Source organism: Amycolatopsis sp. PSD-21 (genome assembly GCF_055561455.1).
Genome location: NZ_CM145712.1, coordinates 8,720,791 through 8,733,078, shown reverse-complemented (window position 1 = coordinate 8,733,078; position 12,288 = coordinate 8,720,791). Strand labels below are relative to the sequence as shown.

13 protein-coding genes are annotated in these 12,288 nt (G+C 63.7%); 6 read left to right on the top strand and 7 right to left on the bottom strand.

Going from position 1 to position 12,288, the window contains the following annotated elements:
* Window positions 1-36: 36 nt before the first annotated feature.
* Complete coding sequence (locus ACZ1DY_RS41080) at window positions 37-312, bottom strand: hypothetical protein (RefSeq protein WP_465482922.1); 276 nt, start codon at window positions 310-312, stop codon at window positions 37-39.
* Window positions 313-558: 246 nt separating this feature from the next.
* On the opposite strand from ACZ1DY_RS41080, the gene ACZ1DY_RS41075 reads away from it, so the two are divergent.
* Window positions 559-1,521 (top strand): hypothetical protein, encoded by a 963-nt coding sequence (locus ACZ1DY_RS41075; protein WP_465482921.1) that lies wholly within the window; start codon window positions 559-561, stop codon window positions 1,519-1,521.
* 525 nt (window positions 1,522-2,046) lie between these two features.
* Here the strand turns inward: ACZ1DY_RS41075 and ACZ1DY_RS41070 are convergent.
* From ACZ1DY_RS41070 to ACZ1DY_RS41055, 4 genes are read right to left on the bottom strand one after another with little or no spacing between them, the layout of a single operon-like run.
* Window positions 2,047-3,180 carry an FAD-dependent oxidoreductase gene (locus ACZ1DY_RS41070; protein ID WP_465482920.1) on the bottom strand — a complete coding sequence of 378 codons (1,134 nt, stop codon included), beginning with the start codon at window positions 3,178-3,180 and terminating at the stop codon, window positions 2,047-2,049.
* Entirely contained in the window at window positions 3,177-4,274 is a 1,098-nt protein-coding gene (locus ACZ1DY_RS41065; RefSeq protein ID WP_465482919.1) for an MAB_1171c family putative transporter, read from the bottom strand. The genes ACZ1DY_RS41070 and ACZ1DY_RS41065 overlap by 4 nt, the downstream gene beginning before the upstream one ends.
* Window positions 4,275-4,332: 58 nt before the next feature.
* Window positions 4,333-4,872, bottom strand: a complete 540-nt coding sequence (locus ACZ1DY_RS41060) for a hypothetical protein (RefSeq protein ID WP_465482918.1) — start codon at window positions 4,870-4,872, stop codon at window positions 4,333-4,335.
* Between the two features lie 57 nt (window positions 4,873-4,929).
* Entirely contained in the window at window positions 4,930-5,406 is a 477-nt protein-coding gene (locus tag ACZ1DY_RS41055) for a helix-turn-helix domain-containing protein (protein WP_465482917.1), read from the bottom strand.
* A gap of 218 nt (window positions 5,407-5,624) precedes the next feature.
* Between ACZ1DY_RS41055 and ACZ1DY_RS41050 the strand changes: the two genes are divergently transcribed.
* Both ACZ1DY_RS41050 and ACZ1DY_RS41045 read left to right on the top strand, forming a co-directional pair.
* Complete coding sequence (locus tag ACZ1DY_RS41050; RefSeq protein ID WP_465482916.1) at window positions 5,625-7,874, top strand: tetratricopeptide repeat protein; 2,250 nt, start codon at window positions 5,625-5,627, stop codon at window positions 7,872-7,874.
* Window positions 7,875-8,316: 442 nt separating this feature from the next.
* Entirely contained in the window at window positions 8,317-8,676 is a 360-nt protein-coding gene (locus tag ACZ1DY_RS41045; protein ID WP_465482915.1) for a DUF6355 family natural product biosynthesis protein, read from the top strand.
* 128 nt (window positions 8,677-8,804) lie between these two features.
* Here the strand turns inward: ACZ1DY_RS41045 and ACZ1DY_RS41040 are convergent, their stop codons facing one another.
* Together ACZ1DY_RS41040 and ACZ1DY_RS41035 are read right to left on the bottom strand one after the other, a co-directional pair.
* Complete coding sequence (locus tag ACZ1DY_RS41040; protein WP_465482914.1) at window positions 8,805-8,990, bottom strand: hypothetical protein; 186 nt, start codon at window positions 8,988-8,990, stop codon at window positions 8,805-8,807.
* Window positions 8,991-9,018: 28 nt separating this feature from the next.
* The gene (locus tag ACZ1DY_RS41035) at window positions 9,019-9,672 is read right to left on the bottom strand and encodes a prepilin peptidase (protein ID WP_465482913.1); all 654 of its coding nucleotides are present in this window, start codon (window positions 9,670-9,672) and stop codon (window positions 9,019-9,021) included.
* A 258-nt stretch (window positions 9,673-9,930) separates the two neighbouring features.
* Here ACZ1DY_RS41035 and ACZ1DY_RS41030 point away from each other — a divergent pair, with 258 nt between their 5' ends.
* From ACZ1DY_RS41030 to ACZ1DY_RS41020, 3 genes are all read left to right on the top strand, one after another.
* Window positions 9,931-10,452 carry a hypothetical protein gene (locus ACZ1DY_RS41030; RefSeq protein ID WP_465482912.1) on the top strand — a complete coding sequence of 174 codons (522 nt, stop codon included), beginning with the start codon at window positions 9,931-9,933 and terminating at the stop codon, window positions 10,450-10,452.
* Between the two features lie 461 nt (window positions 10,453-10,913).
* Entirely contained in the window at window positions 10,914-11,456 is a 543-nt protein-coding gene (locus ACZ1DY_RS41025) for a hypothetical protein (protein ID WP_465482911.1), read from the top strand.
* Between the two features lie 122 nt (window positions 11,457-11,578).
* The gene (locus ACZ1DY_RS41020; RefSeq protein ID WP_465482910.1) at window positions 11,579-12,277 is read left to right on the top strand and encodes an SAF domain-containing protein; all 699 of its coding nucleotides are present in this window, start codon (window positions 11,579-11,581) and stop codon (window positions 12,275-12,277) included.
* Window positions 12,278-12,288: the final 11 nt, after the last annotated feature.

Genomic DNA, 12,288 nt, shown 5'->3' with positions numbered 1-12,288 from the left:
TGAATATGGTGCGCTTTGTGGCAGTCTGGCTTGAAGTCAAATAATCAGTGTGGCCTTGTAGATCTTCTCTGTCTGCGTGTCCGGGACGTACCACATCTGGTCCTTGAGGTACATCACGCTGATCAGCAGCTGCGGGTTCAACGCGACGAACTTGTCGAAGTTGAACTCGTTCCACACGTTCCCGAGCGAGGTCACCGCGTTGAGGTCGACGCCGCCCGCCTGCGGGTCCGGTTTGCCGTCGGCGAACTTCGACGGGCCGAAGTTCCCGACCGACTTCACGTCGAGGTCCCACAGCGCCGCCGCCGCGGTCACCTGCGCGACGTGTCGGCGAGAAACCGCATCGGGAGGCTGGCGTCACCTGCTAGGGGAATCTCGGCAGGAAGTGGCGCCGTGATCAGACCTCATCACGGGTTTAGACGCGGCGTACTCACGGGCACTCGACCGTTCCGCCCTTTTCGACTTATCGGGTAACGCATCGCCGACAACAGGCGACTGTCGGACGTGACTAGACTCAGCCGCTCGTCCGCGACCGCTGTCGTTCCCATCACCGCAGTCTTCATGGTGCTCGTCGTGCTCGCGTTCAGTGACGAGTTCCTGGGCGCGTTCGACGAGGAGATGGAACTGCGCCATAGGTGGGATTGGCTGCTGGCTCCGATCGACCTCGTCATTTTGGCCTTGGTACTGGTGACGAAGAATCTGTTCAGACGACGGATCGGAGGCGCGAAGAGGCGCTCGGTCTTGGTCTGGTGGTTCGTCGGTGCCATATTGACACTGGCGCTCGATCTTTTGACCACGGTTGTGGTCGCTCCCAGGACCTCTCCCCGTGACTTGACGAGACTGTGGCTCGATCTGTTGACCCCGCTCCCGTACCTGGTGGCGTTGGCACTCATCCTGTCGACCACCTTGGATGCCAGACCGGCCATGCTGGTGAGCCGGAAAGCTCGGGACAGCGATCAGAGCGAGTGGGTCCGCCTCCGGACCTCCATTCCGCTCCTTTCCGGCACACTCGCCGCTTACTACGCGACCACATGGTGGGAGTACCAACTGGGTGGTGATGTCGACAAAGAGTTCTTCGCACAGATGACCCAGGTCATCGTTCTGCTCATCGTCGCCTTGGGCCTCGAGGTGGGCTTCTTCCGGGAAGCCGCGACAGACCCCGGTCAGCGGCCGGTCGTCGTGTTCGCCGTGTTCATCCTGAGTCTCGGTGAAGTGATGGCGCTCTCCGCCCTTGTCCCTTCCGAACACATCTTCGGCTGGCATGTATACGCGGCCTTCGTCATCGTCGTCGAAGCATCCCTGGTCGCATTGGCGACCATGCTCTGGGTCCTCCTCTTCCGCACGCCACGCCCTTTGGAACCGGCTCCACACCAGGTCATCACCGCCGTAACTGCGAAAGCCTCCACCGCACAAGCCGCGGACAAGGTGAAACCCTTGGCTCTCGTAGGACTCGGGTTTGGTCTTGCAGTCATCGCGGCCCTAGCCGTCGGGCGTGGGAAGAACAAGGATCGTCCCGCCAGCTGATGACCTCGGCGTAATGGTCGATCGTTGCCTGCGTGTCGGAGTCGACGACCAGCGCACCAACCCCGCATGAACCTATATACGCGGCTCATTGACCTGGGCAACGGTCGCCGCTACCGACTCGCCGACGCGGCCAAAGTCCACGCCGACATCGAATCACGCACCACCACCGGAAAGCTGCTGCCCATCCCATGTCGGGCTCGACAACCCAGCACCGGAGAATCGCCCGATCGGGCTCCAACCGCCGCGCGAGCACTTCGAGCCCGAGATCATCAAGACGAGCGAACGTGGTCAGGTCAGGGCGGGCGAAGATAGCGTCAGGCACGTCGAGGTCTTCCAGATGGACGGCATAGTCACCTCCATCCTCGGGAGACCTCGACTCCTGCCAGGCCACCGACGCGCCGACCGGACTACACCCTCAACTGCGAAGAGCCTTCAAATAACAGGGCGGGTGCCGCGTCGTATTCAACAATCAATTCTATCTTGCAGTAATACAGGAGATCGTGGCAACACTGTCCGCTTCGAAGATCAATGAACGTCGCCGTGCCGTGCTGCGTTGTGTTCCCACCGAACGTGGTGTCGGTAGATGGAAGCGGGATCCCATGCCGGTGGGCGGTTGCCAGTTGCGGCGGCAACGATCATTTCGGCGCGTTCGCGTCGACGTTGTACGAACTTCTGGAGTGCGGGCGTGGCCGGTTCGTCGCGCAGGCATTGTGCGAGGACGACCGCATCCTCGATGGCCAGTGATGCACCTTGTTCGCTCGCGGGAGGGGCGGCATGGGCGGCATCGCCAATGACGACGGCGTGATCGGTGTGCCAGTGCGGGAGCAGGGGTAGCGCACTGTCGTCAGCGGCGAAGATCGTCACTGCGCGTTCCACTAGGGCAGCGGTTGGGTTGTCGTCATGTTTGAGCAGCGCGAGGACTTGTTGTCGCCAGTGTTCTGTTCCGGGTGCAGGGCTGGGCAGTGGCTGAGACGTCTTGAGGTTGGTGAACCAGTACGTTGTTCCGCTGGTGTCGGTTGTGTAGGCGAGGAATCCGGACGGCCCTAGGTACGACCTCAGAGTTTCTGGCGCGGGCGGTAGAAGCCGTGCAGGGTGGGGCGTGTTGCCGTAGATGGTCCGGGAGTTACAGAACTGAGGGTCTGGGGCCGAAGGATCGATGATTGTGCGGACAGCTGAGTGCGTGCCGTCGGCTCCGACGAGCACGTCGCCCTCGAGTTGCCGCCCGTCCGACAAACTGACGCGGATGCCGTGTTCGTGAATGTCGGCTCCGGTGACGCGGACACTGTGCAAGTGGCGTGCTCCGCGGTCGATCGCCAGGGTTAGCAGTGCCTGTCGCAGCTTCGCCCAGAGGATGAACCGGGCGTCGAAACCTCGGTGAGGCTCAGGGTCCGCGAGGGGAATATGAGCAAGCTGTTTCCCATCGGGCGACCACCGTTGCTTCTGGCGAAGGGGAAGAGACATTTCCATGACGGGTGTCAGCGCGTCGACTGCGTCGAGTGCGTCCAGGCCATTTGGGTTGAGGCGCAGAAAGGCGCCAGCATCAGTAGTGCTCGACGGGCGCTGCTCGACGACGGTGCTTGCTATGCCGGCGTGCTGCAGGGCTGCGGCTGCTGCGCAGCCGGCGATCCCCCCGCCTGCGATGATGACATGTCGCGTCACGAGGCTGTCACCAGGCGTTCCTGTGCGAATGCGGTGGACAGTGCGACCAGAGTTTCCAGTTCGGCGCGCCTACCGGTTTGTGCTGGGATGGCCACAGGATAGGAATCAGTGGTTCCGGCGTGTTCGCCGCGCGCGTGGCGAGTCAAGGCTGTCCGGAGTGCTGATGCCAGGTCAGCCGGGGCCGAAGGTGAATCGGCCCCGAGATACGGTGAGATGTGAACGAGTCCGTCACGTATTTCGATGATGCGCCGATGCAGCCTCCGATGCACACTCGAAGGTTTCGTCCTGTCCCACAGGTTTTCGCCTGGAATCCGCAGGGTGTCCTCCGGGAATGCGGTGCTGAGCTCGATCCAGAGCGGACGGAGGCGTCGGTAAGCCATGACGTGGTAGACCCACGTCCTCGTTGCGGTCGCACGCATCCTGACCGCCGGGTAGAGGATACCGATGAGGAACAGGACAACACCTGCGAGCATGACAGTCCCGACCAACGTTGAGATTCCCTCCAACTGACTTCCTCGCCAGGTTGCGACAATGACGAAAGCCTTAAGCGCGCAGCCCAACGCGATGACGCCGGCGCCGATGCTCACGATGTGAAGACCGTGTCGAAGCCGTGGCTCGGCTGAACTCGCGTATCGATGACAGACAGCGACTGTGGCTGCCAAGACGGTGCCGCAATAGACGTTCGATACGAGATAGATGACGTAGCTACTTGCCGGAGAAGTAGGTCCTGACACGGCAGCGATGCCGCCGATGACGAGCGAGACGAGAAGCAGGCCTGACCGCCACTGCAGTCCATCCCAGTATCGACGACGGCGTGGATGACTGGCTACGACATAGAAACACGCGATGCCGTAGCACACCACGACCGGGTTGAGAGCGTGTCCGATCCACAGTAGAACCGCGTTGTCACTGGTGGCTGGGGCGCTCGCGCGGCCGTGGACAGTATTGACGATCCACCCCGCGATAGCGGCCGTCAGCGTGCCGACGACAACCCGGAGTGGAACGTCGTACGGTCGTTTGGCCAGTTGCACAGTCTTCCACACAAGCCCACCCGTTAGCAGCGTGGCCTGAATGCCGTAGAGAACCCACCTCATAGGACTCTCATCGTGTCAGCGGACTGTGCTGTCGTGGATGTCTTCACGGGCATTGTGATCACAACCAGCCGAGGCGATCGTTCAGTGCATTCCCGATTCGTTCTGTGGTGGGGTTCGGCGATGGTTGGTACGCGACGACGTCGAGAACCGAGGCCCATTCAAGGATGATCGTTGCGGCTGACTCAGCCTCGATTTCCTCTGCAGTGTCGTACGACGTCCGCCTCAGCGCGCGGCGGACGCCGCCGGGGCCGATATCGGGATACCGCCGCCGTATGGGATCGAGGTCGGTGTCCGGGCTTGACACATCGGCGCCGATGCCGCCCTGGTGGCCTCCCAGGAGGTGGCCGAGTTCGTGGAGAACGATGTGGTCCTGGTGGGATTTGCTGGTGTTCTCCTGGTAAAGGATGTAATCGGCGACCGGCGTCGTGATCCACGCTCCGAACGGGCCGTTCGCGGAGATGGGATGTGCCACGAGCCGAATCGGTTTGCCTCGCAGCTCGCCGACCTGGCGGCACAACTCGGTGACATCGAGAGGTGGTCGGACATCCAGCTTGCTCAACAGTTGCCGCCATTGTCGCCGAAGCTGCCGCTGCGTCATTTCCCCGCCCTCATTCTCCGGATGGCCCGTCCCAGCATCGCAGAGGGGATGTTCCTATCAGTCCTGCTTGGGGGAGTCTGAACCGTTTGGGTGATTCTTCCGTTCTGCGGCCTCAAGGCGATACACCACGTCGAGAAGGTCCATGACCTGTTGCCGTCCCTCTGGTGACAGTTGGCCCGCGCGCAGGGCGAGGAGCTGCGTATCCTGCCTTTCGCTGAGCTGGTTCATGCGTGTCTGTTCAGCTTTGAGCTCGGCCAGTTTTTCATCGATACGCGCCGCCTGGTCGTCATCGAAGAAGTAGGAGACTGGGACACCGAAGAACTCGGCGAGCCCCTCCAACTGGCGCTTCGTAGGATTGTCGCTGCCGCCGTTCCGGAGACTCCAGATATAACTCTGCGAAATCGACTTCACCCGGTTGGTGGCCCGGATCGCCGCAGCCACCTGTTCGTTGCTGTACGTCTTACCGCCGGGATCACGTACCTCGTCGAAGAGCTTGTTCAAACGCGCTGCCAGGGCCGATCCGGCCTGTTCCACCGCGACACCTCCAGCGACAGGCAGAAGGTAGTTGGCCGATGGATCACACGATCGGGTTACTGCCTTCCGCGTGGTTGAAGCCTTTCGTCATCTGAGTTTAGAGTAATCGAAGTCGATCTTCAACTGACATGAAAGCCGGAGGTGAATGGTCTGGTCAGGGCTGTGCGGCATGTGCGCCGGTCGGCCTTCGTTCCAATCTGTGGCTTGGGAGGGCGCAGATGAGAAGTAGCAACAGATTCGCGGCAGCGGTACATCGGCGGCAACGGCAGCTGGGTATCACGCTCGCGGACGTGGCCGCCAGGACGAGTTACAGCACGAGCTATCTGTCGAAGATGCTGCACGGCCATCGGCCGTTGAGGTCGAGCGTGGTGCACCAGCTCGATCTGGCGTTGGAGGCCGACGGTGAGCTTGATGCCATTGCCGCCGATCAGTGCGGCGATGGCGTCGCGACCGCTCGTCCTCGTCAGCTGCCGGCTTCGGTGCCGGACTTCCTGGGTCGCGATTCCCAGTTGCGGGACATGGATGCGGCCCTGGTCGGCGCGGGGCTGTCGGATGCTCCTGTCGTAATTGTCATCGAGGGCGGCTTCTGGGTGGGGAAGACCGCGCTGGCAGTTCAGTGGGCACGACGTGTTCAGGGCAGATTTCCAGGCGGATGTCTGTACGCGGACATGCGAGGAGTTGCCGCACCCGCTGGCACTCGTGAGGTACTTGACGGGTTTCTTCGTGGGCTTGGGGTCAGGACGGCGGAGATCGGCGTGTGGTCGCTCGAGGAGCGGGTCGCGCGCTACCGGTCCTTATTGGCAGAGCGCCCGGCTCTGGTTGTCTTGGACAACATCGCCAACTACAAGCAGGTAGCCATCCTGTTGCCGACCGCGGGAAGCGCTGTCGTCGCGACCAGTCGTGAACATCAGGTTGGATTGTCCTTATATACTGGGGCTTTGACTATCGAGTTGCCGCCGTTGCGCGAAGAGTACGCGCTGAACTTGCTGGGGCGCAGGATCGGATCGGCGCGGGTCGCCGCTGACCGCGTGGCGGCTGAATCGGTCGTCCAACAGTGTGGCCGGTTGCCGATGTCGGTGCTCATCGCCGCCGAGTATCTGCAGCGGCACAAGGAGGTGTCACTGGATGCCCTCGCGCAGCGGCTCTCGTCAGATCAGACCCGTCTGGACGTGTTCACGTCGGCAGACCCCGCAGTCAACATCCACGGCGTCGTGGATGCGTCATACCTCGGGTTACCGCCGTGGGTGGCTCGAGTGTTCCGCTTGCTCGGCGTCGGACCGGCCTCGACTGTGACGGCTGAGTACACCGCTGCACTTGCTGAGATCGACACAGCTCGCGCATGTGGTGCCCTCGAACAGCTGCGCAACGCGCATTTGCTGGACTCTGCCCCACGGAGCCGGTTTCGCATCAACCCCTTGTCTCGCGCCTACGCTGCCCAGCATTGTGTGGTCGAAGAACACCTTCGCGATGTCGAGCGGGCCTGTGATCGCGCGCTGCGCTGGTATGTGTCGACGGCGTGCGCGGCGAACAACATCCTCGTGCCGAACTGGGCGCACAGTATCCCAGGCGGTGCCGCAGGGTCTGGGCCCATGTCGTTCTCGGGATTCGATGAGGCGATGGCTTGGTGTGAGGCCGAGGTTGGTGCCGCAGTATCCATTGCCCGGCATGCGCGCACGCGCTGTGCCGAGGATATTCGCTGGGCCCTGCCAACCGCTTTCCTGCCGTACTTCGTGCTAACCCGCACATGGGTGACGTGGCTCGATGCAGCCAACGATAGCCTGGCCGCGGCGCGGGAACTGGAAAGTCGGCCGGGGATGGCACGCAGCCTGCAGGTGCTCGGATGGGTCAAGCACGAACTCGGCGATCACGGTGAGAGCGTTGAACTGCTGCTCGAATCGCTGCGCATGCACGCTGAGCTCGGCGATGACCTTTCCCGTGCCTGGACCGCCCATGGACTCGGACGCGCCTATGTCGAACAAGGACTGAACGCTGAGGCGCTTGAAGCCTATGAACTCGCCGACCGACTGTTCGACCAGCTAGACATCGGCACCGGCACCGCGGTGAATCGGTCGATGCTCGCCGCCGTCCATGAGGCGCGCGGGGATGCCGCAGCGGCCTTGCAGACCGCGCGCGACGCGTTGGATTGCGCCGAAAGCCTCACGGCGGGCCCCGTGATCAGCCTCGCGCACCATGTGCTCGGTGTCCTGCTGTGCAAGCAAGGGCAACCTCGCGCCGCCTTGACGCACCTGGACAAAGCCCTGTCGCTCCGCGCTCGTCCGTGGCAGCGCTACACGGCCGCGGAAACGTTGATCGCTCGCGCGGACGTGCTGGCCGCGCTCAACTACGCCGATAAGGCGCGCTTGTCCTACCTCGAGGCCGCGGACATCCTGGACGATCTGCGCGACCCTCGCGTGCTCGCCGTGCGCGCCCGAATTTCCAGTCTTGCCCTACAACGCGGAATCGCCTGAATCCTCGCCACGGGCAAAGAACGGTCATCGACCTGCCATTAGTGGTGTCGTTCTGCAACGCCCTGGTTTGAGTCGAGATCATTGACCGAGCGCCTGCGGTGCGCGAATTCTCGTCGACTTCCGCGACCGGCAAGGGCTGATGTCCGAGCCCTGGCACGCTCTGCTGTCGCAGCGGAAACCCTTGCCCAGTCGCAGAATGTCCCCAAGTGGATCGAGCTCAGGCGAGCTTATGAAAACCATTCTCATTTTGACAAGGATGAGGACAAGATGATCACAAGTGAGCGCAGATTTGTGCTCATTCGATGCTTCCCAATCATCTTGGCAGGGCGGATAGTGGTTAGAAGATCCACTGGTCATCCGTCGGAGGTGTTCAATTTCCGGCGATTCTTGATGGCGTTCGACGTTCGGCGAGTTATACCTATCAACCTTGAGGATTTAAGGCATGACTATTATTTCGAGGGCTCGTGCGTTTCGATACGGTCTGGCTGGCGCGGTCGCCGCGCTCGCCGTGATGGGATCGGGCGTGACGGCATCCACTGCCGCCGCAACGGAAGTCGCGGCTCGGGGTCCCGCCACCGTCAGCGTGGGATGCGGGTATCTGGGTTGGGGCGAATATCGGCACTGCGACGGCGGAACCGGTTCAACGGTGATGCTGGACGTCGAAGATATCTTGGGCAACCTGTTCCACTACTGCGTCGGCCCCGGCACCACCAACCTCCAGCCAGTCATCAGATGGCGGGTAACCGGAGCGTGGTGGAACGGAGGAGTCGGTTGTATCCCGGGCTACTACGGCGCCGCGTGATCAGGACTCGCTAGAGCGATGACCGTCGGCCCCCGGCTGATCGGCGATAGCTCTGGTGCTCCGGGGACGTCAGACACCCCGGACGCGGCGTGGCGGGAATTCAAGCTCTCCGCCCCAAGCTTGGCCCGTCACGCCGCCCCCAGCCAACGTCTGGCAGCAAGCGCTCCGTCGGTTTCGTTGGGATCGACGGAGTTGCCGCCGGGGTGGCGCTCCTCCCCCTCAGGCGCCACCCCGGCATCCCGCTGATCGAGCAAGACGCCATTCGCAAAGCGGACTTCCAGGAAGGAGGGAACGATGACAAGCAAGTCAGCCACACAAGCGTTCCATGCGGCTGGGGATGATTCATCCACCGGTCAGCACCACGACGAGTGCGCCTGCCAGAAGACACGGTCCGAACGGCACGACAATTCCGCCGTCGACACTGCGGTGGCGGGCACCGGGCGCAGCGACCATCAGCAACGCGAGAAGCGCGGCCGTCAGCAGCGCTCCGACGACCTGAACCCAGCCGATCCATCCGGTTGTAAGCCCGACCACCGCTGCGGCGCTGACGTCGCCGGCACCGACACCACCGTCGGTGACCACGGCGAGGAGCAGGAACAGTCCGCTCGCCGCGACGAGTGCGGCAACCGCCCGAAGGCCCGGGTCCAGGTGGTGACGAGTTACGCACAACACCGCGAACCCGACCAAGGCGCCGGCGAGTTGCGGCCAGATCAATGCTCGGGGAAGGCGGTGCTCGCACCAGTCGATCACCGCCAGGGGGACCGCCAGCACAGCCACGAATCCGTAGATGGCGAGTTCGCCGCGAGCACCGATGCGCCAGCCCAGCAAACCCACCACCACGGCGGTGAGTACCGCTCCGAACCACCACGTCCCGGCAAGTGCCCGGTCGCGAAGGAGGAACCGGCGCGTGAGACCACTCGCCGCTGCACCGAGCACCAGCCCGGAGACAGCACCGCCACCCCACCACCAGTTGTCAACCGTCAGCTGCACGTCCACTCCAGCCTGCGCGTGATCGCCTTGTCCGCCATCCTGCCCGCCCGATCTTCGGGCCGATCGGGTCTTAAACCAATGGGTGAACTTCGCGCGAGAGTGCTCGGCAGGAGCGCTGACGCCTCGAGAGTCGGTCCTGAGGCGAGCCGGCCGCAATGGAGCGTCACGAGACGGCTCGCCCACGCTGACCTGTGGCCGTCGACGACCTGGGAGACCGTGATGCCCCATCGCTGCACTTGCTTCGCTCTGGCCGCGTTCGTTGTCATGACTGGGCTCGGCCTGAGCGCCTGCAGTGCGGACGTCGGCACGCCCTCGACCTCCTCGACGTCGACGCAGCCTGCTACGCCCAGCAGCACGGCAACCTCATCTGCCGAGATCGCCAAGCAGAAGGCCACCGCCGCCTACCTGGGCATGTGGGAGGACGTCGCAGCGGTGGCGACCACGTCCGATTGGCAGTCGACTCGCCTGGCCGACCATGCCACCGGCGACGCGTTATCCGTGTTGTCCCGCCAGATGTACGCCGACCACTACAACGGCCTGATCACCAAGGGGCAGCCGGTCAACAGCCCCGTCGTGCAGTCCGTGGAGCCCCAAGACGCACCGAAAACCGTGATGATCCGTGATTGCTCGGACGGCACGAACTGGCTGAAGTATCGCGCGGACAATGGACAACTCGCCGACCACGAGCCAGGTGGCAAGCATTTGATCAACGCCGAGGTGAAATTGGTCGTCGATCGTTCTTGGAGAGTTACCCGGTTCGCAGTGGCAGGAATCGGAACATGTTGACGGTCAAGAGACTGGGTGCAGTGACGGCTTTGGCCTCCGCGGCGATGGTCGCCGCTGCTGTGCCGGCGCTGGCTGGCGACTGGTATGGCGAGGTCGATTGTGCACAGACGTCCTATGCGGGATGCGAACTCGATGCGGGACATCGTGGAACCGGAGCGCCTGCGCCTGGACCTCGTCCCAATCAGCCGAAGGCTCAAGGCGGACGCCCGGATGCCTCTGTCTCACCGCCAGGTGATCGGATCGTCGGTAGTGATAGCAGGCAAGCGAATTGCTCATACGTGCGTAGTAGCTATCAGCCGCCGGTGAACGGAGTGCAGACGGTCATGTTTCGGCCGGACCGCCAGGGGGCCAGTGGAGTGCAGTTCGTGTCGCTGAGACGTTCGCAATCCGAGTACGTGGTGCCGGTGCAAGTGGCAGGCCGCGATGGCGCATGGTACGTCTACCAATGTGTCGGTCAGGGCATGCGCGACGGGCTCTACCGAGCACCGATTTGGATCCCCGACGGTCAGGCTCCACGTGCGGCGCGGCCGTCACCACGCGAACTGGCCGAGCAGGCCCGGGCGCAGCTGCGGTTGCCCAGCCCGGCGATCGCGTCCAGCCCAGCCGGAACACAACTGGTCCGGCTGCCGACGTGGCTGTGGCTTGACCGCGCGCTCTGGCATCCGCGGTCGGCGACGGCGTCGGTGCCCGGCGTTTCCGTTACTGCGACGGCAACTCCAGCCCACGTGGCATGGACGATGGGCGACGGCACCCGCGTCACGTGCACCGGACCGGGAACCCCGTTCTCTCCTGGACGTGAGCCGCATGCGGCGTCGCCGGATTGCGGCCATACCTACCAGCGTTCCTCGGCAGGAAGCCCGGCCGAGCTGTTCCCGGTGACGGCGACAGTGTCCTGGCTGATCACCTGGTCCGGAGCGGGGGCTTCGGGCACGTTCCCGGACATGACCACAGACGGATCTGCGGCGTTCCGGGTCGCCGAAGCCCAAGCCTTGGGTACTGGATAGCCCGGTACGCATTTCTCACTGAATCAACAGTTCTTCTTTTCGTTTCCTGAGCGCGTATTCGCGGTGGCAATTCCGGCCGGGTGAATACGTGGTGCGGGCGAGCTATGCCTGGAGGGGTTCTCGTGACCAGTACTGATACTCCCGCGCGTGGCCACGGCGCGACGGGGGAAGCCCGGCCGGTGTCGTGGCTGGATTCCTCGGGTTCGCCATCGGGGCCGAGGCGAGGTCGGCGGCGCCGGTTGCCGCATCTGGTGGCAGGGGTGCTGCTGGTGGTGCTGTGTGTCGGTGGAGCGGTGTGGTGGACGACCAGCACCGGAGATCGGGTTCCGGTGCTGGCGCTGGCGAAGCCAGTTCCGCTCGGGCATGTACTGACGCCCGCTGATCTGCGTGAGGTCGATGTCTCCGCCGCGCCGGGTGTGGCGCTGGTTCCGGTGGATCGGGCGTCGAGTGTGCTCGGCCGGCCGATGGCAACCAGCCTCGGCGCCGGAGCGCTGCTGACCCCGGACACGGTGGGTGCTGCCGCGATTCCGAGGGTGGGCCGGGCTGTGGTCGCGATCGGCGTGAAGCCGGGACAGCTCCCGCCCGAAGTCGCCGCCGGAGCCCCGGTGGCCGTCGTCGTCAACGCCGCCGCGGCAGAAGTCTCGGGTACCGGGCCTGGGCCGGGAACGTTCTGGCGCGCCACGGTTGTCGGTGTTGGTCCTGCGGGCACTGATCAGACGACCGTGGTGTCGCTGGATCTCGACGCCGTAGAGGCGTTGCAGCTGGCGCAGGTTCCGACCGGGCAGCTGACGCTGGTCATGCAGCCGGGCGGTGAGCGGTGATGCTGATCGCC